Raw genomic sequence first — 20,529 nt, forward strand, 5'->3', positions numbered from 1 at the left:
GGCGAGTATTAACTTCGTTGCGGCGCTTAGCGTCGCGACAGCGCTCATACTGGCGAGTGCGAATCGGCAAGGGGAGGTCGAAGGGGGCGTAGAAGGTGATGTCGAGTTGCATTAGGTGGAAAACAGCCACCGCGCACTGCCAACGTCCACCGAGACTCTCTGAATACGCGGCGAGAGCGGTGGGACATTCTGGTGATTGACATTGCCTCCTCAGCGAAGAGTAGGGCGGCGGCGCGCTCGATACCGATTACTGCCCGGCAGAAGACGTTCGCCCCTCAATGGTCGCTAACGGCAGCGCTCGCCGGCTTACCCCTGGCGCTAATCGCCGTGGGACCGGCGATCGTGGCGGACGTCGGTGGTCGAAAACTGCCGATCTACGCAAGCCAGCTCGCCATCGCCGTGCTGGTCATCCACATCGGGTTCAGCGTGCTTGCTCGACGCAATTACGGTGACGTACCCGTTACGGCGCGGTGGCTTCTCGTGGCTATGGCGCTTCTTGCCGTTCCACTCATTTGGTCAACAGACCCGGCCGCCGGCACCCTCGCCTACCTGAACTTCGCGTCCGGGACTGTGGGCGGAATAGCGATCGCCCAGATTTGGAAGACCATCCCACGCGACTATTCCTGGATCGACGTTGGATACACGGTCTTCCTGATCGCTGGCGTCGGGCAGTTGCTCGTTCGCTATTCGGGAGCCAGCTCGGTGAATTCCCTGCACCAGTCGTCACCTATGCCTTGGGGTGTTTCCAGCGTGGTTGCTGGAGCTCTCGTTGTGGGAGCTCTGACAGTCATGGCTCGGTCCACCAGCATGGGCCGCCATCGCAAGTACGCCGTCTTGATCGGATTGGCCACCATTGGTGTAGCACTGCTCACGCTGACTCGTGGAGCGATCATTGCTGCCGCCGTCGGGGCGATCTTCTTTCTCTGGACGAAATCGGGACAACACCGGTCGCGAGCACGTCGGATGACGCTAGGCACGCTGAAGCAAGCCAACACAAACGTTCTCATCCGATTGATCGCCCGCATGCTGGCTGTCCTCATCCCTATTGCTGCATTCATCGCCATCGAACGGGCGACCGAACTTCGAGCGGAACTCAACGGCCAGGTTTACACGAACATCGACACGCGATTCGAGATGTATCGACTCGCTTGGGAGGAATTTGTCAAAAGCCCGTTGACGGGCACCGGCTGGGCATCGTTCCGCGAGGCGTCGCTGATGGCGGGCGAAAGCCAAACTTTCCCTCACAATCTGGTGCTCTCCATGCTTCAGATCGGCGGTCTTCTATCGCTCCCATACCTGGTGGCCCTGTCACTCCTTGCGTACCGGGCGCTGAAGCATGGCGGTCCTTACACGGCAGCCGTCGCCGCCTCGATTGCAATCAGCATGACCCAGCCATTCTTCGAATCGACCGTTTGCAATCTGATCGTTCTACCAGTCGCCTTCCTCGCCGGGCTCTCTGCAGCGGAGGTGGGTGGGGATCAGAGCACTCGGATCGTGGCGCCGACGAGATCGACTGGGATCCGGCTACGGTCCGCTAGGAGCGTGCAGCCCGAACTGGCGTCTTTACAGTCACGGAATTGACTGGACGCGAATTAATTTCCCCGCTCCGGCACAACGTGTCGGCAGTTGAGACTCGCGAGAATATTCGGCCGACCAGTGCCGCTCGACTAGCTGCCGGCGATGCGATTTGCGCTGGCGCCATCGCGTTGTGTCTTGGCGTCACCGTTTGGACAAACCGACCCGTATTGGCCACCGGCTGACTATGCTTGGCGACATTCCGGGTGGGGAGAATGACATTGCGAAGTTCAATCTGAGCATTGGATTGTTCGGCACCTCACACCAACAGCATTGACAGTGTCGAAGGATGAGGAATTTGCGATGAAACAGCGGGTCCGCGATCTCCTCGACAAGGCAAATCTCGCTCCATCCAGAAAGGCGCCGTTTCTGAGCCGCCGCTACCCCTACACCGGTGCTGGACGGATGCAAAGGGCCCTTGGTCCGGAATTAGGCGCATCGCAAACTTGGGTCGCGGAGGACTCTCCACCTGCTGGCGAGCTAGGCGCGATCTTCATCAAAACTCGTGGAGTTCATAAATGGATGCACTACCTGCCCGTGTACGAGTCCGTCATAGATCGATCTCGACCAATCCGAATGCTGGAAATAGGCGTACTCAACGGTGGGTCCCTTCAGATGTGGCGAGAATATCTGCATCCTCGCTCAGTCGTCGTCGGCATCGACATCGATCCGAACTGTAAAGAGTTCGAGGACCCAGAGAACAACATCCACGTCCGCATCGGAGGGCAGCAGGACGCGACGTTCCTGCAGGAGGTCAACTCCGAGTTTGGGCCATTCGATCTGATTCTGGACGATGGCAGCCACATGACGTCGCACATGGTTGCGTCATTCAGGTGCCTCTTCGCGTCGGCTCTGGGCGATCCAGGCACGTACGTCGTAGAGGATGTACACACCAACTACTGGAAGTCCTACCGAGATAGTTCGATGTCCTTTGTTGACTTCATCGCCGTGTTAGTGGACGCAATGCACGCGCACTACCCGGGTGCCGAGAGCGAGCTGAAATTCCGGACGGGCCATCCCAGTTCACTCCGCGACGTGTCGGTGCCGCGGATTACGCCGACGCTGAACAGCATTGAGATTAATGACTCCATCGTCGTGGTGCGGAAGGGATCGAGGGCTCTTCCCCGCAGCGTCTACCAGTGACTCGTCCTGATTACCAAGCAGTAGTTTCCGCCCGCGGACAAGCACATCGTGGATTGCTACGGGAAGAGATCAAGCGCCCCGGGTGATTGCATCAGCCGAGTCACCAATCAATGGCGTTCGATGGCCGCGACTGAGCGGCGCCTCGCCGAATCCGTTGGCGGGATTTGAGTGGACTCACGTACGTGGTCTTGCAGCGCAGACGGATTATGTCCCAGTTTCGTAGGCTCGACACCGACCAAGCACGATTGGGTGCACACGACTCGGACCTACGAGGACTTGACCTATCCCGTCATCGGTGAGTCCCTAAGGGCTGCTGGCGTTTTCTGATCTAGTGCATTTTCCAGTCCGAGCGGTAGTCCTGCTGTTTCTCCACGACGAGCGTGACCGATACAAGCGATCGAACGAGCGGGAACCAGAACATCTCGACGAATGGGTGTGACGCTCGAACCTTGCGATCACTGCGCATCGCGTTGAGAATCAATAGTTTCAATAGCCGCGACGAGTGCCGGTATGAGACTCGAAGGTGGTGCCGGTGAATCTCGCTGACGAGCTCGCGCCACGACCGGTAGGTCGTGTAGGTACGCGAATAGTCAGCGTGAGCTGCCGCGGCAGCGCGATCAGTGAGTTCCCGGTTGGAACCCATCCCGAGCCGCGTCAGCAGCCGAATGGCGGCCGCTCTGACGTCATGACTCCGGATCCGGTGGACCAAGGGCAAGAGCATGTGCAACTCAATGATGGTGTGACGGGTTGGGAACACGTGTATCGCGAAACCGCCTGGCCGCAAAACGCGTTCATTTTCGGCGCAGAACTGAGTGAAATCAAACACGTGCTCAATGACCTGATGAGATACGACGACGTCAACCGACTTATCTTCGAAGGGCCAAGACCCGTCCGGCAGGGTGTGGCGTATGTCGGCACGCGCCACCTGGCTACCGATGAAATCGGCGGTCTGAAGGCCATATTCGGCGGAGTCGAAGCCACAGAGCTGGGCGTCGGTCGACCGGCCGATTGTGTCGAGCAGCCTTCCGTCGCCGCATCCAGCGTCGAGGATTACCGGCTCGATGAGATCCCTGGCAGCGAGTTCATCGATCAGCACGTCGCGTATGTGCCGATGTCCGACGCCCATATCTCTAGCGTAGAGGTTGCGGCGGCTTCTCAGTGCAGCATTGATCGTCAGCGAGGTCTCGAGACATCAGGCAATGTGACGGACGTGGGCCGGGACGGTGACCCATCCGCGATCCGGATCAATTCCGCCTCGCACGCCTTACCGAATGCTTTCCAGGAGAAGCGTTTCACATGGTTGGTTCGCACCTCAGGGGGAACCGAGGGCGCGTACGCCAACTGCTCGGCGATCTCTTCCCTTACGCCGGGGGGCACCAAGAATCCCGCGGCACCGACCACCTCTCGGCCCAGCGGATGGTCCGTTGCAATCACCTGGCATCCTGCCGCGAGCGCCTCGACGAACGGCAATCCGAAGCCCTCGTCGGTCCCCAGCATCAGGAAGAACTCCGCGCGCTGGTAGAGCGTGACCATGTCAGCGTCAGTGGCGCTTTGAAACCATTCGCACGGAAAGACTTTCGACAGCGACTCCTGCACTTGCTCGCTGACCCCGACCCCGATGACTCCTCGGACCCACGACGGACGTTCGTATGCGAGTGCCGCGGCAGCGTGCTCGTTGCGCTTGTGCGCTGCACTGCCCACCAGCATCACCAGTCCAGTGTCGTTCTGTCGGAAGGACCCTTCGGGAATCTGGCCGGCCCCCAGCAGCTGCACAATTGCCTTACCCGAAGCCGTTCGGTCGAACTCGATCAGGTCATGACGGGTGTTCTCACTGACGCATAGGAGCGCAGCGCTGTGCCGCACCGTTCGGTGTAGATCCCAGCCCCGGTAGGTCGCGGCGACCTTCGACCGAGTACGCAACCAGCGAAGGTCGTGAACGATCGCGAGTAACGGTGCCCGTGTTCCGTACGGGAGGGGCGGCACGGTAGACAAGTACGCATCCAGATGTCCGCGGACAGGGCGGAAGCCTCTTGCGAGGCCCAGCATCCTGGACGGGAGAGACGCACCGACATCACGCGGCTCGCTGAATACCAGCTCATGTCCCGCCTCGGCCAAGTGGGCGTAGAGGTTCCGCTGTAGTACACCGATGCCGGACCGTTGATTGACCAGACCGCTGCAACCGATCCTCACAAGCGAACCCCTCCGACTGCCTTCCACTCCAGCAGCCGGGTGAGCACGGCGTTCAACGAGAACGTTCTCGAGATGTGCTGGGAGGCGGCTATACCCATGGCCCGAGACGTGTAAGGGTCAGATGCCATCGCATCGACGGCGTTCACGATCTCAGCGACTGATGGTTCGATGCCGAGCACGATGCCCGTGACGCCGTGCTCGATGACCGCCGCGCAACCCGGATGCCCAGAAACGACCGCCGGAATTCCGGATGCGCCAGCTTCGATGAGGACCTTTGGCGTACCTTCTGGGTGCCGGGTCGGGAAGACGAAGAGGGTTGCCTCAGAAAATACTTGGGCCATGTCCTTGCGGTGGCCAAGGAGTTCCACGACACCATGGTCTCGCCACCTGTCGAGTTCCCCAGTGGTCACTGCGCTGTCAACACCCGAGTCCTGATCACCAGCAACCTGGAAGCGCCAGCCCCTGCCGCGTAGCTTCTCGGCGACTTCAACGAACTCGTGGATTCCCTTCTCGCGATATAGCCGCGAGGCGAACAAGATGACTGGGCGCTCGAAGTTCCGGACGCCGTCGATGCGCCAAGCGTCGAGCTCGATGCCCGTGCCGGGGATCACTAATGACCGTGCAGGATCAGGAAGTAACCCGAGTCGTTCGAAGGTCTGTCGATCGTGCTCGGTCTGGAACAGCGTGAAGACGTTTCCCAACCGCCCCGCTAGGCGACCCGATAGCTGCACGACCCTGCTCACCCGGGTCTTGAGCATCGACGGGTCGAGCGCACGACCCACCCCGCCGGCCACGCGGATGAACGTGGTGCGGCGGAGCACGATTGCCGCGGGCCATCCGAGCGTGTAGGCGACTTGTGCGCTCAGAAACACGACCGCGGGCCGGATCCTCCATAGCGTGAGCATGATCAGCGTGGCTGACTTGGCCATTGCGAGGATGCCGGATGCTTCCCGGCCAACATCTACCGCGATGAAGTCAAAGCCGAGACGCCGAACGGTGGCCGCCTCGCCGGTATCCTCGGCGATCACCGTCACTGCAGTTCCCCCGCCCCGCAGAGCGGCCGCCCAAGTCGCCCGGTGGCTCAGAAACGATCTGTCGTTGTTGACTACGAACACAACGCTGTTGGGCCCACGAAAGCCTCGACCTATCCGCGCGGCAAGCTCGACCTCGGAAGCGGAGGTGTGCGCTTTCAACACCTCAGCCACGCCGCGCCGCCAACCAGTCGTATTCGAGTGCCAGGCCCTCTTCGATTCCCAGCCGGGGTTCCCAGCCAAGAAGTGCCTTCGCTCTCTCGGTGCTGCCGCCGGTGCGGAACACGTCACCGAGTGCGACATCGCCGCGGTCTATCTGCAGCGTCTCTCCATGGATCTTTTCCAACAGGCCGAGTACATCGTTTACGGACGTAGCGGTTCCGCCGGAAAGGTTGACGACGGTGCCCGGATCGACGGAAGCATGGCCAGCGAGCACATTCGCCTCAACGATGTCGTCCACGTAGGTGAACTCACGGATTTGGTTGCCGTCGCCGTGCACCGGCAATGGTCGGCCACGCAGCGCCAGCGAGATGAACCGATTGAACGCCATGTCGGGCCGTTGCCGTGGCCCATACACGGTGAAATACCGCAGGCTGGTGGACGGAATCCCGAAATTTGCGGCATACAGGGTGACGAGGTGCTCCCCTGCCAGCTTCGTCACGCCGTAGGGGCTGCGCGGCTGTGGTCGGTCATACTCCTGGGTCGGGTAACGCTCCGCATTACCGTAAACGGACGAGGACGAGGCGTAGACGAAGCGCTTGAGTCCGGGCGCCCACTGGCGAACCGCCTCGAGAAGCCGCTGCGTAGCCGAAATATTCGCATCGACGTAGTTGGTGAAATCTGCGCCCCAGGACTTGCGTACGCCTGGCTGGCCCGCCTGGTGGTAGACGATCTCGACGCCGTTGAGAACCGTCTGGAGGTCGGCTTCGTTGAGATCGCCCTCCACCAGTGTGAATTCGTCGGCGGCAACCAGTCGTGACAGATTCGACTCCTTGATCTCGCGACCGTAAAAGGCGCTGAAATTGTCGATCCCGACGACCTCATGACCATCACGTACGAGTCGCTCTGCAAGGGTGCTGCCGATGAAGCCAGCGACGCCGGTGACCAGAACAGTCATTGCGCCGCCGGGTTCCGCTTTCTTGCGATGAACATGAAATACGATGCCAGGCGGGGCTTTCCGAGCAGGTATCGCACGTAGTCGAACCCGAGACCGACGAAGAACATGGGCAGGAAGAAGCTGTAGTACGAAGCTGAGAAGTAACTTGCGTACTCTTCTTCGATTTCAAATCCAGCATCGGTGAGAGCTTGCTTGAATTCGCAGAACCCTGCGCGGTCGTAGAAGGCATCGAATCCGAGCACGCCGGAGGAGCCTGGCACGAGGTGAAACAATAGCCAGCTCGATACGCGCTGAGGGAGTATGCGGTTCAAGATGGCGAACGGCGCGTACCTGCTCGCAAACGTTACGATGAGGTGGCCATCTTCGCGGAGGGCCCGGTTTGCGCTCGTGAGGAACGACGCGGTGTCATGCAGGTGCTCGATGACGGCACGTCCCATGATCAGGTCTACGGATTGGTCCGGAACTCCGAGGCTCTTGCACGCGTCTCCGCAGATCTTTTGGTCGAGAAGAGCGTTCTCCTCCATCTCAGCATCGTCGATGTCGAAGCCGATGAGGTTCATGCCCCGACCCTTGAGCGAAGGGCTGAAATGCCATTGCTTGCCAGCGCCGACGTCGAGGACGGTCTTCGGTTCTCGCTGAAGAAGCGCCGTACCTGCCTCGTCATATCTCGTATACGCGTGCGTCGTCTTCACGACCGCCGGTGAGATCCGGCCGCTCAACGAAGCGTTCGCGTGCGCGAAGGTTCGCAAGACGTCGCTCATCAACTTGTACTCCACTCAGACACGCTTACGGGGTTCGCCTTTCGCGGTAGAACAGGACCTCACGAAATGTCCGCAGGATGATCTTGATATCGAGCCAAAGCGACCAGTTCTCGATGTAGAAGTTGTCGTAGCGGGCGCGATCGGCGATGGATGTATCCCCCCTCAGCCCACTGACCTGGGCGAAGCCGGTGAGTCCTACCTGAACGCGGTGACGGTGAGAGTACCGGTCGAACTGTGTGGAGAACTGCTCAACGAAGTGCGGCCGTTCCGGTCTGGGCCCAACCACGGTCATGTCGCCCCGCAGGATGTTCCACAACTGTGGCAACTCATCGATTGAGGTACAGCGCAGGAACCGTCCGACCGGACCGACCCGATTGTCCGCGGCCACACACCACTTGGTCTGCGCCTCAGCTTCATTGGACGGCCGCATCGACCTGAACTTCAAGAGTTCGAAGTGCTTGCCATCTCGCCCGACCCTGACTTGGCGGAAGATGACGCCGGGTCCACCCTCTATCCGCACTGCCAACGCAGCCGCAGCCAACACCGGCGACAGAATGACCAGTGATGTTGTGGCTACTGCAATGTCGAATCCGCGCTTGATCAGCCACGAGGGTCCGTGGAGATTCGGATTGCGGATTCGCATGATCGGGATGGAGCCGATGTGGTCCGCCATACCCGTCTGGGTGTGGAAGTGATGCATCCGCGGAACAACGAGCAGCTCCGCGTTTTGACATGCCTCGCTGCGCACCGCAGCGATCAACGCGCCTTCCTCGAAACTTCCATCGGCGACCAGCAAGGTGTCTGCGCCAGTGGTCAACACCGCCATGTCCAGATCCGCAAGGCGGCCCAGCCGCGGCAGGTATGCCTCAGCTGGAGAAAGCTCACCGTCGTCGACGAAGCTATCCAGGCTGAGGCCGTACTCCCGGTGCTCCGCAAGAATCCGAGCCAGTTCGGTGGCTATCGGACCACCGCCGATCATGACAGTGTGACGTTTCGCAATGCCGCTTCGGCGGCCCACTGCGATGAGCCGCGTCGTGACGACCCGGCCAACGATGACCAATATGACTGCTTGGCAAGCGGTTTCGAAGAAGACCAGTACCGCTGACCTCTGGTGCAAGTAGAGGATGACTGCGGACACCGCGGCCATGGCGGTCAACAGCCGAGTGACGATCGTCGGCAGTTCATCCAAGACACTGAGATGCAGAGGGGCGAGGCATCGCCCTCCTCCGGCCAGCAGGAGCGTCGCAAGAACGGCCATGCCCACAACGGCGTATGGCTGAGGGGGCCGCCATGCAAGAGGTGCCACCAACAGTGCGAAGTCGACGACAGGGACGACCATCCAGGCCCGGATACGGCTGAGGATCCGCACGTCGGTCGGCGCACGATCGGCGGATCGTAGAACGCCATGGTTGGCGCGGTTGAGCATGCGATCAGCGGCAATCGATCTCCACGGAGTGGCCGCCGTGGTCGAATCGACGACTTCTGTCATATCCGACTGCCCAGTGCTGGGACGAAAGGTCCAATTGTGTGAGCGGGAAGTCCGATCGATGAAACTTCAAGCAAGACGGACGTGTGCGGGCTCCCAATCCAACCCACGTCGCCGGTGCGCGTACACGCACGTTGCACATCCGACATCACGTACCCCCTGTAGCCGCCATTGACGACTCTGCTGCCCATGAAACCCGTGGTCTCACCGGCGACTTCGTGAGCTGCCGTGGCCTCCGCTTCCACGGAGCGACGACACTCGTACCCGAGTTCTTCGACCTGTGACCAGCCTATTCACAGGGGGTTGTCAGCGGAATGGGGTGTTTCCCTATGTTTTGACCCTCATACCCCAGGTAACGCGGCACATGCCCTGCCGGAGGTGAATTGCGGCGCAGCGCAGCGAACGATCAGTGTCGTTGGCGCGACGAGCGGGGTCTCAGTATTTCTGGCGTTGTTGCTGTGATGACGTCATCGCCGGACGCTTTGGCCGTTCAACACACCTCGCCCCAGCGCGTACACGCGCCAGCCGGCTTCCGACCAGAAGTCATAATCGATGGCATTTCTGGCGTCGAGTAGCCGGGGCTCGCGAACGACAGACAGGAACGGGCGAGGATCGATGTTGCGGTATTCATCCCATTCCGTGGCGAGCACGATCAAATCCGCATTGCGGCACGCGTCTTCGACGTTCGAGCAGTACGTCAAGGTAGGGAACTGTTTGCGGGCGTTCGGAATAGCCCTCGGGTCGTGCACCCGCACGGCAGCGCCCTTCAAATGCATTGCAGCAGCGACGTTCAAAGCCGGCGAGTCCCGCACGTCATCGCTGTTGGGTTTGAACGCCGCTCCCAGCACGGCGACGTTCTTGCTAAGGAAGTCACCTCCGAGCATGGAACCGGCAACAGCGACGACCTTGTCACGCCTTCTCATGTTGATCTTGTCGATCTCACGCAGGAACGTCAGCGCGTCGGACGCTCCCAGCTCACCCGCCCGGGCGCTGAAGGCTCGGATGTCCTTGTGCAGGCATCCACCGCCAAACCCTAGGCCGGCGTTGAGGAAACGCCGGCCGATCCGCTCGTCATAGCCAAGCGCCTGGCTGAGCGTGACCACGTCTGCCTTCGCCACCTCGCAGACCTCGGCCATCGCATTGATGAATGAGATCTTCGTGGCTAGAAAGGAGTTGGCGGCCACCTTCACCATCTCTGCCGTCGCCAAATCCGTCGTGATGTACGGCGAGCCGTCATCGATGATCTTTCCGTAGACCTCCAGCAAGGACTTTTCGGCGTGCTCCGACGTCACCCCGAACACCAGCCGATCGGGATGCATGGTGTCGCGCACTGCCATCCCTTCGCGCAAAAATTCTGGATTCCAAGCTAATTCGAGCCGAGGACCATCGCCGCTCAACCTGTCGGATAGCCGCTGGGCTGTCCCGACGGGCACCGTCGACTTCCCGACGATGAGCCCGGCGCAATCCGCTACGTCGACGACTGTCTGCACCGCGGCATCGACAAAACGTAGATCGGCCGCATCAGACCCCATCTGCTGTGGCGTCCCAACGCAGATGAAATGTACTTGCGAGCCCCGAACGGCTTCCTCGGCGCTGCCGGTGAATCGCAGTCGCCCCGTCGCGAGCATCGACTGCAACAGATCGTCGAACTCCGGCTCGAAGAACGGCGAGACGCCGCGCGACAATGCTTCGACCTTCGACGAATCGGTATCGAATCCGACGACCTCGTGCCCCAGACTCGACATGCAGGCAGCGTGCACCGCACCGAGATATCCGGTTCCGATCACACTGATTCGCATGATGCGCCTCGAATTTGACTAGGTGAACGAGCCAGCGACGTCGTCGAACCGGTGTTGCGCGTGACGAGTCCGCGTGCCGGTACGAATGCCCCCATTGCTCCGCGGCGGCAGTCGCGCTCGGACTGAACGAGCACCGGTTACCTCGCTGCTGACAATGGACATGGTCGGGTCAAATTTCGCACAGCCCTGTGCGATTACAGACTCCCTGGCACCACTTCAGGCGCGAATCGCTCGTCTCGCACCAGGCGGGGTTCTTGTCGATGCTTGCCGCCTGTTTTTGTTCTTCTTTTGCCTTGACGCCTGCCGGACTCATCGCCGAGTTGCCCGGTTGCCCTGGCGAAGCGAGAGGGTTATAGCAGTTCAGGTTGAGCACGTAATCGTTTCCCCGAGTGTTGTCACCGCTGGAGTCGAGGAACATCGATTTATGCCAACTGACAACGATGCAGTTGCCCTTCTCGACTTGGTCGCCGCTCACGGTGCCCACTACGGGGGTGCCACTATGGGAAGAAATCCAAGCAGCCGCTTCGCTGTACGACGAGCCCGTCAACCCGTCGGCAGCGGACGCGACACTGGATCCGAGCACCGCCACCGAGAGCAGCGCGGCGCCCACTGCACCACAGATGCCCGCAACAAATCTCCCCATCAAGGAACCCTCCCCTAGCGGCTAGCGCCTCATGCCGCTCTCGGCGTCGGCACCCAGCGCGATTTGAATCTAACTGCGCACCGGTAGGCCAGTAATCGGGTGTTTCCCTAGAGTTGCCGCTTGGCCAACCCTATGCCGGCAGAGCATCCGAACAGCACACACTGCCCGTCCAGAAGAGTTCGACGCCGAGGCAGGGTTTCCTTGCAATTTCGCAGCCAATGGATTTGCCGGATGCGACAATTGCCCTTGTCTGGGGGAACATCAGGCCTGGGGGGACATGTCATGGTTGGGGGGCGAATCGTCGGCCGTGCAGCCGAGTTCCGAACTCTTGACGACTTTCTGACATCGCTGGCGGAGCGCTCGTCGGCGCTGGTGATCGACGGCGAGGCCGGCATTGGCAAGACCACGCTGTGGTCGGCAGCAGTGCAGCAGGCGCGCGAGCGTGGATTCCGCGTGTTCTCGGCTCGAGCGAGTCAAGCCCGCTCGGCGCTGCCCTACGGGATGGTTGCGCAGCTCATCGGCGACGTCGACTGCAAGCACCTGAACGGGCTGCCCCAGGTTCAGCGGGCCGCACTGGATCGTGTGCTGCTGCCGGCCAATGCCGAGTATCCCCCAAGCGACCACAGGCTCATCGCGACGACGATCCTGTCGATCGTCGAGCGTCTGTCGGCGAAGGCACCGGTGTTGGTCGCCATCGATGACGCGCAGTGGATGGACGAGCCGAGCAGAAGCGTCGTAGCGTTCGTCGCGCGTCGTCTCGAACGACGGTTTGGCGTGCTCGTCGCCGAGGCTGGCCCCGACGACAGCGTTGCGACGGCAAGCTGGCTGCGTCTGGGAAGCCAGAATGCCATCGAACGAATATGGCTGGGACCGTTTCGACTTGGCGCACTGCACACGTTGATCACCGACCGATTGGGCCATTCACTTCCTCGCCGGACGATGGTTCGCATTGCCGAGATCTCTCACGGCAATCCGTCCTACGCCCTGGAGCTGGCGCAAGGGACGAACGTCGAGTCGCCAACTGCCGAACCGACATTGCCGTCCCCGTTGGCAGAATTGATGCGAAGCCGGATAGGTCAACTGGCAGCCGACGTCCAAGAAGTGTTGCTTGCCGCCGCGTGCGTTCCCGATGCGACCGTCGATCTGCTCGCGCAGGCGACGGGGACCACCACGGCGCGCACCGTCGAGATGCTCGAGCCAGTCGAAGACAAGGGCATCATCGGCATTCACGGCAACAAGGTGCGGTTCAGCCACCCGCTGCTGGCCCACGGTGTCTACGCGGATGCCAGTCCAGCGCGCCGACGCAGAATGCATCGGGTGCTGGCGAACGTCGAGTCGCTACCCGAAGTGAAGGCCCGACATCTCGCGTTGGCGACACTCGCCGCAGACCCGCTGTCGCTGCAGGCCTTGGATACCGCCGCAGAGGCAGCGCGCACTCGCGGTGCTCCGGCCGCCGCCGCCGAGCTCGTCGACCTGGCGATTCAGCTCGGTGGTGATACGCCCGAACGGCGGATCCGTGCCGCTGCGCATCACCTCCACGCGGGAAACGCCGAACCTGCCCGCTCAGCACTCGCACCTATGCTCAGCCAGCTGCCGCCAGGCCCGCTTCGGGCCACCGCGGTCAACCTGCTTGCGGAAATGTGCATGTACGACAATAGCTTTGCGCGAGCTGCCGACCTTCTACGCGGCGCAGGAGTCGACGCTGCGACCGACCCGACGGTGGTAGTGCAGCGCCTCCTCTTGCTGTCGTTTGCTCAACTCAACAACGGGGAGCACGAGGACGCACTCGACTGCGCGTCACGAGCGGCGACGCTGGCCCAAGCAGTGGACCTACCGGCCTTGTCCAGCCAAGCGCGCGCGCTTTCGGCGACGCTCCGCCTGATGTGCGGGCAAGACGTCGACGACTCAAGTCTGCGGGCCTCGCTGGAGAAGGCAGACCCCGACATCGACGATTCGCTCCCGTTCAGCGCCGGCACCGTGAACGCGCTGGCACTGGCCTGGACGGGACGTCTGGACGAGGCGAGCGCTCAGATGCACGCCGTGAGGAACCACTACATCCAGCGCGGCGCCAACAGCCACGTCATGTTCGTCAATCTCCACAGCACGCTGATCGACGTCTGGCGGGCCGACTTCCCCGCGGCCGCACGCACGGCCGAGGATGCGATCGAACTGGCCGAGCAGCTCGGTGATGACCACATGGCGTCCATCGCCTACGCCGCCCGCGCCGTCGTCGCCGCCTACACCGGGCGTGAACGCGACGCACGTGCCGACGCGCGCGCCGCGACCGAGGCCGCGAACCGCTGCGGTTCAACGCGACTCGCTGATCAGCCGGTCACGACGCACGGATTTCTTGCCGTCTCGCTTGGCGACTATGCCGAGGCTCTGACAGTCCTGCAGCCGCTGATCACACGGCTCAGTTCGTTGCCTAGCACCGAGATCGTCGTCGCCGAATTCCTCCCTGATGCCGTCGAGTCGATGATCGCAATGGGACACATCTCGGAAGCCGGACCACTGATCGATGCACTGGAAGGCAACGGCCACCGACTCGACCGACCGTGGGCGCTGGCGGTCGGCGCACGCTGCCGCAGCATGTGGTTGGCCGCCCAGGGCGAAGTCGAAGCCGCTGTAAGCATGGCGCAGCAGGCGATGGTCGCGCACGACCGGCTTCCCATGCCGTTCGAGCGCGCCCGCACGCAGTTACTGCTCGGCCGGCTTCAACGGAGTCAGGGCCTCAAGGAAGACGCAGTAGATACCTTGGTCGAAGCCTTGCGGGCATTCGAGCACATGGGAACGCCGTTGTGGGCCACCCGAGCCCGCGACGAACTGGCCGCGACGAAGAGCATCCCGACGGAGCACGTAAGGCTGACCTCGTCCGAGCAAGACGTCGCCGAACTCGCCGCCTCCGGCATGACCAATCGCGACGTGGCTACCATGCTGTCCATCAGCCTCAAGACTGTCGAAGCAAACCTGACCCGCATCTACCGGAAACTGGGCATCAATTCACGCGTCGAGCTGGCCGAGCGGATGAGCCAATTGACGGCTGGTGCCCAGCCGGCGGGGACGTAGTCGATCCACTCGCGAACTCGGAGCCATGCGCGTTTACTTGGCGCAAATTTGCTGCGCGGTGGCGACGAGGCGGGGACGTCGCGGCGCAGTAGCGGCGCTCAACTCTTAACGGATCTGTTTGCATTCGTATGAATCACGCCTGCGGCTGACACACGACGAACCTTCCTCTTTCAACGAATCCGACGGCCGCGCAACCTGCGTCGTGGCCGGTCGGGGCTCGATGACACCAACGACAATAAATTAGCTGACGCAGACGACTATTCCCTTGTGTCAGCCCGCGACTAACAGTTGCTGAAATTGCGTGATGACATCGAAAGATAATGGTTGACAGCGTGTAATGGGTGGTGCGATGCTAGCCAAAGCTTATCCGCTAGTAGGTCTGGGGGGATCATGAATAGCATTGCTACAACTGTCCGGATGGGAGCAGCGGCGTGCGCGATCGCAGCCGCTGCAACGGTGGTATCGGCGCCAGCCGCTCAGGCGACGCCCCTCGTGCCAGCGCCGAGTGCAACGGGCATCGGGTCAGCGCTCGGGTCGGCCACCTGTTTTGTTCCGGTTTTCAACTCCACTGAGTGCGCAGTTGGGGCCGCTACGATTCCTGGGGCCTTCTACCTCGGCCCCAACGACCCGACGCCGCCGGTCCGCACCGACATCATCAAGGTGAATCCGATTCCGGTGTTTCTTCTGATTCCGGTTCTCGGTGTGCCATTGGCGGGTTGGTGGGCGTCGTTGGATCTCGAGGTTTGCGTCGGCGGCATCAGCGCGCGAGTCGGGGGCTACGGCACTCTCACGGCGTCGCTCGGCTCCGGCTGCTAAGCCTCGAGCCATCCCGTAAACGCTGTTCGATACGCCTTAAGTGCGAATCTTCTCGCGGAGTCCGTTTGGACGTCGGCCGGACGACGATGACGACGACGACGACGGTTCCGCGCGACGTCGGTTCCGGCGTGTCGCTCAGGCGGCCGGTCTCCTCCTACTGGTCGTAATTGCGTTCGGATGCTGGCTCGGGTACGAAGCGGTTCACGCAAGATCCAACCTCGAAGAGGCACGCAGCAGCGCTCAGCAGGCCAAGGAAGCGCTACTGAAGGGCACGTCGGAAGACGCCGCCCGATGGGCGAATGACGCGCATAGCCATGCCCAGACAGCGCGCAACTCGACTCATTCACTGCCTTGGAACGCCGTGTCGGCCGTGCCGTGGCTGGGAGGGCCGTTCGAGTCGGCCCAACAGCTCGCCGATGTCGTACTAGGCCTGACAAGCGAGGTGTTGCAACCCTCGGCTGAAGTGGCCGCAGCGATATCACCGGACCGGTTGCTCAAAGGTGACCGTGTAGACGTGCAAATGCTCCGCGACTCCGCCCCGAAGCTGGACGAGATATCAGCGGCTGCTGCACGACTCGATGCTGACGCAAGTGCGATCCCCGATCCCTCGTATCTTTCCGCGATCCGCGACGCCCGCGTGGAACTTCAGGCGCAGACATCCGAGATTACGAAGTTGCTGGAGAATACGGCCCTGGCAGGGCGTCTAGTGCCCGCGATGATGGGTGCAGACGGTCCCCGGAGCTATTTCATGGGATTCCAGACCAATGCTGAAGCCCGCGGCACAGGTGGCCTACTCGGCGGGTTCGGCATTCTGCGGTTCGACGACGGCACCCCGAGCGTGGATACCCTCGGGGCGAACAGCGAACTCAACAAACCCTTTGCTCCGATAGACCTTGGACCGGAATACAACGCGCAGTATGGGTTTCAGAATCCCACGACCGATTTCCGCAACAGCAATCTGAGTTCACACTTCCCGTATACGGCCCAGATCTGGAAGTCGTTGTGGCTTCAGCAGTCCGGCAGTGACGTAGACGGAGTCATCGCGATCGACCCGGTGGCGTTGAGTTACGTTCTCGGCGCGGTCGGCTCCGTAACCATGCCAGACGGTGAAACGATCACCAAGGAAAACGTCGTCGAGTTGACGGAGTCGACCGTCTACAGCCGTTTTCCCACTGACCAACCCGCGCGGAAGCAATATCTCCAGGATGTCGCCAGCGAAGTCGTAAAGAAGATGACGGGACACGTCGACTCGCCGCGCGAACTGCTCGACGCCCTCGGCAAAGCGGTCAGCGAAGGGCGCATCGCGGTGTGGAGCTCATCGCCCGACGACCAGCGGCTCCTCGACCAGACTGCTCTGGCACATGTCGTCCCCGATGATCCCGCACCCTATTCGGGTGTCGTGATCAACAACCTCGCCGGAAACAAACTCGATTACTACCTGAAAAGACAGATCGAGTACACGGCCGACGCGTGTGAAGGCGGAACGAGGAAATCGACCGTCACCATTCGGCTGACGAATACGGCGCCCAAAGAGCCTTTGCCGGACTACGTGGCCGGTACTTCGTGGCTACCTACTGCACTGCCCATGAAGGTTCCAAGTAGCACCAATGTGTCCTCGGTCCTTCTTCTCGCGACCACGAATGCGACACTGCAGAGTGCGATCGTCGACGGCAGGCGAAGGCCGGTGTTCACCAGCATGGAACGCGGTCACCCGATCTTCGAAGTGCAAGTGGCCATTCCTCCCGGGGTCACAGCGGAACTGAGGTTCCTGCTGACTGAGCCGACGGCGCCGGGAGCTCCGCGGGTGCCGATCCAACCGTTGCGGGACAGCGTCACCCCAAAGGTATCGGTGCCCGAGTGCTCGAGATGACCTTCTTCGGTCATGTGACGGCTACATCAGACTACGCGTCCGTTAGTTTGCTGTGACTCACGCCATTTTGGCGACGTGAGGAAATCACGGCTGTATAGTTCGGCGAAAGCGCGACGTCGCTTGGCGGCGCGTACGGGGGTGGATTAACCAGCGATGAGGGGCGGGCTGTGAATATTCAGGACTTCGTGCGACTTTTGCGATCTCGCTGGTTGATCATATGTAGCGCTATTGCCGCCGGCCTGATGGGAGCCATCGCCCTCACGTTGATCACGACACCGCTCTACCAGGCATCGACGAGGCTCTTCGTGTCGACGCAGGGAGCCGAATCCGCAAGCGACATATATTCGGGCACTTTGTCCTCCCAACAGCGCGTCCTCTCGTATACCAAGCTAATTACTGGCGAGACGTTGGCCCAGCGGACGGTTGACAAACTCCACCTGGATATGAGCTCGGACGCCTTGCGTAGTCAAGTCAAGGCATCCGTGCCCCCCAATACGGTCTTGATTGACGTATCGGTGCTCGACCCATCCCCCGTGCGGGCCCGCGACATTGCTGACGCCTTGTCCGATGAATTCGTCGTTCTGGTTCGCGAATTGGAAACTCCAGAAGATGGCGCCAGACCCGATTCCCGGGTCGTAGTCGAGCAACACGCTGCGCTACCCGACAAACCCGTAGTTCCTCAAACGAGTCGTAACCTTGCCCTGGGCCTCGCACTAGGCGTGATCTTTGGGATTGGTCTCGCGTTCCTTCGTGACCGGTTGGACAACACCGTCAAGAACCCACAAATTCTTGAACAAATCGTCGGCGCCGGTCTCGTTGCGACCATTCCGGTCGACAAGACCCGCCGAAAGAATCCGGCGATACCTTTCGCCGGCGATCGATCAGCGATAGCCGAAGCATTTCGCAAGCTCCGCACCAATCTGCAATTCCTCGATGTCGACGACCCGCCGCGAGTGCTCGTCGTCGCTAGTTCTCTGCCCTCCGAGGGCAAGTCAACTACGGCGATAAACCTCGCGTTGGCTTTGGCTGAGGCCGACCACAATGTGGTTCTGGTCGAAGGCGATATGCGACGCCCCAAACTGCATACGTATCTCGATCTGGTCGGGTCGGTCGGGTTTAGCACGGTGCTCACTGGCCGAGCGTCACTTCCCGAGGTGCTACAGAAGACACGCTTCCCGGGTTTGACCGTCCTTACCTCGGGAGCAGTTCCGCCGAACCCCAGCGAATTACTCGGGTCGCTGGCAGCCAAGAAGATCCTGAGCGAACTTCGCGGGTCGTTCGACTTCGTCATCGTGGATACGTCCCCACTGCTGGCGGTCACCGACGCCGCGGTGCTGGCGGCCGAATCCGACGGGGTGCTCATGATTGCGCGATTCGGCGAAACCAAGCGCGATCAGCTCGCACACGCCGTCGCGAACCTCGAAAACGTCGGGGCACGGATACTGGGCGCCATCTTCACAATGATGTCCGCGCGGCAAAATGAGGCTTACTACTACAGCTACTACGGCGAAGCGGACAAGGCTCCGGGCAATCACCGCGCTGACCGCAGTAGTTCACAGGGTTCGGCGGCTTCCACTCCGGAGAGGTAAGACTGCCGGGCGCCGAGATCACTTCGCCCGCCCACGTGCACCTGAAAAGGGACTGCGACACACAGCAATTCCAAGGGGAATGCCGGGTAGTTCGAAACTGCTTCTAACGGCGGGGTCGGTGGCTGTGTCTAGAGTGCCTGGAGAATGCTCCAGTGAGCGCGATGAACATGAGCGCCCAGGCCAGCATTCTGGCCGGGATGCCGATGTTCAGAATCGGAGCTTCGGCGAACAATGCCAGCGCAAGCAGGTACACGACCACTCGGTGCGCCTCACTCGGCTCGCGAGCCACATAGTTACGGATCGCCTTCGCAATCAATCCGAAGGCGAACAAGATGACCACCACGCCCAGCACCCCGAAATCGATGTATTGATCAGAGATGACGTTGGTGCCCGGGTCCCATGTGGCCAGGGGACCAATCATGCTGTCGCGCAGCATGTCCGACGCCCTCAGGTACTCCGAGTGGAGGTACGGGAGGTACAGCTTGGCGCTAAACGGGATGATCGCCGAGAACTGCACCAGTTTGAAAACGCCGTACGTGAAGTCATAGATGTCCGGGACCACCTGCACCGTCGCCCGCAGCGCAATGGTCGTGACGTTGAAACTGCTCTCACTAGATGACTGCTGATAGGTCGGCGAGCTCGACATCAATTGCCAGAAGTTCACACTGTCATACCAATTCGGAATGAACCGGACCACTTCGATGAGCCGGTAGACGACCAACCAGAGCCCGAAGGCGACGATCAACATCACGAGCGGAACCCAGCGCAGGAAGGTGACGTATCCGCCCACCAACACCAAGGCGATGAGCAGGAACGAACTGCGGTCTCCGAGAACGAGTAAGCGCACGCTCCAGGCGATTGCGATCACGAGGCCCACGACGAGCATCGGCGGCGTGCGGAGTTCAGCCGCCCGGGCGTAAATCCACAGCGCCACCACGATCATGCAGAACGTCAAGATGAGCACGAACGTGCCTTCGAGCCCCACCGCCTCCGTCGTCGTACGGGTGTATCGGCCCTCGTCGGCGGAGCGCCAACCCGCGAAAAGGTACAAAGCCACGAGACTGAGCAGCACCGTGCTCGACGCCGTGGCCATCGCATGGAAGTAAAGCGGCCGCGAAGTGTTCCCCACTCCGCTTCCAGACTGCTCGACGTCCTTGAGCTCGGTGCGGGCGGGGCGGGCCATCGCGGACGCGGGCTCGACGTCCGTGCCCACCGCACGCGTGGCCCGAGGCGAAGCCCTGTATCCGATCGCGAACGCGAGCATTCCCACCGTGGCCAGCGTGATGGCCTTGTTCGAACCCTCAGCGAACGAATTGGAGACATACACACTCTGCGACAGATCCGCCGCGCCCAACAGAAACAGTTGGTACTGGTAGTAGAAGATCAGATAGCTGAAAACGAAGAACAGCACCTCGATGGACAGATAACTGGGCAGCCACGCCA

At 61.3% G+C, this 20,529-nt stretch carries 15 protein-coding genes; 6 read left to right on the forward strand and 9 right to left on the reverse strand.

The window, feature by feature from the left end; translation table 11 throughout:
- The first annotated feature begins 192 nt into the window (after positions 1–192).
- Positions 193–1,581: an O-antigen ligase family protein gene (locus N536_RS0127835; protein WP_029116604.1), complete on the forward strand. Its 1,389-nt coding sequence runs from the start codon at positions 193–195 to the stop codon at positions 1,579–1,581.
- A gap of 297 nt (positions 1,582–1,878) precedes the next feature.
- The gene (locus N536_RS0127840; protein WP_231514657.1) at positions 1,879–2,718 is read left to right on the forward strand and encodes a class I SAM-dependent methyltransferase; all 840 of its coding nucleotides are present in this window, start codon (positions 1,879–1,881) and stop codon (positions 2,716–2,718) included.
- A 328-nt stretch (positions 2,719–3,046) separates the two neighbouring features.
- Here N536_RS0127840 and N536_RS40940 read toward each other — a convergent pair whose 3' ends face one another.
- The 8 genes from N536_RS40940 to N536_RS42370 all read right to left on the reverse strand — a co-directional run bounded on the left by N536_RS40940 (position 3,047) and on the right by N536_RS42370 (position 11,712).
- Positions 3,047–3,844, reverse strand: coding sequence for a class I SAM-dependent methyltransferase (locus N536_RS40940; RefSeq protein WP_081809418.1), 798 nt, complete (start codon positions 3,842–3,844; stop codon positions 3,047–3,049).
- Between the two features lie 47 nt (positions 3,845–3,891).
- Positions 3,892–4,425, reverse strand: coding sequence for a glycosyltransferase (locus N536_RS42680; RefSeq protein ID WP_231514661.1), 534 nt, complete (start codon positions 4,423–4,425; stop codon positions 3,892–3,894).
- Positions 4,426–4,904: 479 nt separating this feature from the next.
- Positions 4,905–5,837: a glycosyltransferase gene (locus N536_RS43140; RefSeq protein ID WP_369798479.1), complete on the reverse strand. Its 933-nt coding sequence runs from the start codon at positions 5,835–5,837 to the stop codon at positions 4,905–4,907.
- Between the two features lie 268 nt (positions 5,838–6,105).
- Positions 6,106–7,056: an NAD-dependent epimerase/dehydratase family protein gene (locus N536_RS0127860; protein ID WP_029116609.1), complete on the reverse strand. Its 951-nt coding sequence runs from the start codon at positions 7,054–7,056 to the stop codon at positions 6,106–6,108.
- Entirely contained in the window at positions 7,053–7,817 is a 765-nt protein-coding gene (locus tag N536_RS39715; protein ID WP_155948759.1) for a bifunctional 2-polyprenyl-6-hydroxyphenol methylase/3-demethylubiquinol 3-O-methyltransferase UbiG, read from the reverse strand. Before N536_RS39715 ends, N536_RS0127860 begins: the two co-directional genes overlap by 4 nt.
- Before the next feature lie 25 nt (positions 7,818–7,842).
- Positions 7,843–9,306, reverse strand: a complete 1,464-nt coding sequence (locus tag N536_RS0127870) for a sugar transferase (protein WP_231514658.1) — start codon at positions 9,304–9,306, stop codon at positions 7,843–7,845.
- 464 nt (positions 9,307–9,770) lie between these two features.
- Positions 9,771–11,102, reverse strand: a complete 1,332-nt coding sequence (locus tag N536_RS0127875; protein ID WP_029116611.1) for a UDP-glucose/GDP-mannose dehydrogenase family protein — start codon at positions 11,100–11,102, stop codon at positions 9,771–9,773.
- A 169-nt stretch (positions 11,103–11,271) separates the two neighbouring features.
- Positions 11,272–11,712, reverse strand: a complete 441-nt coding sequence (locus N536_RS42370; RefSeq protein ID WP_155948760.1) for a hypothetical protein — start codon at positions 11,710–11,712, stop codon at positions 11,272–11,274.
- 315 nt (positions 11,713–12,027) lie between these two features.
- Here N536_RS42370 and N536_RS0127880 point away from each other — a divergent pair, with 315 nt between their 5' ends.
- The 4 genes from N536_RS0127880 to N536_RS39720 all read left to right on the forward strand — a co-directional run bounded on the left by N536_RS0127880 (position 12,028) and on the right by N536_RS39720 (position 19,086).
- Positions 12,028–14,811 (forward strand): AAA family ATPase, encoded by a 2,784-nt coding sequence (locus tag N536_RS0127880; RefSeq protein ID WP_036437811.1) that lies wholly within the window; start codon positions 12,028–12,030, stop codon positions 14,809–14,811.
- 417 nt (positions 14,812–15,228) lie between these two features.
- The gene (locus N536_RS0127885; protein WP_155948761.1) at positions 15,229–15,627 is read left to right on the forward strand and encodes a hypothetical protein; all 399 of its coding nucleotides are present in this window, start codon (positions 15,229–15,231) and stop codon (positions 15,625–15,627) included.
- Positions 15,628–15,667: 40 nt separating this feature from the next.
- Positions 15,668–17,497 carry a DUF4012 domain-containing protein gene (locus N536_RS0127890; RefSeq protein WP_029116614.1) on the forward strand — a complete coding sequence of 610 codons (1,830 nt, stop codon included), beginning with the start codon at positions 15,668–15,670 and terminating at the stop codon, positions 17,495–17,497.
- Between the two features lie 167 nt (positions 17,498–17,664).
- On the forward strand, positions 17,665–19,086 hold the full coding sequence (locus tag N536_RS39720) for a polysaccharide biosynthesis tyrosine autokinase (RefSeq protein WP_081809419.1): 1,422 nt from the start codon (positions 17,665–17,667) through the stop codon (positions 19,084–19,086).
- A gap of 103 nt (positions 19,087–19,189) precedes the next feature.
- Here N536_RS39720 and wzy read toward each other — a convergent pair.
- The coding region (gene wzy, locus N536_RS0127900) for an O-antigen polysaccharide polymerase Wzy (RefSeq protein ID WP_029116615.1) at positions 19,190–20,529 on the reverse strand (1,340 nt) is incomplete at its 5' end.

Origin of the sequence: Mycobacterium sp. URHB0044 (assembly GCF_000620625.1) — a bacterium.
Lineage (GTDB): Bacteria > Actinomycetota > Actinomycetes > Mycobacteriales > Mycobacteriaceae > Mycobacterium.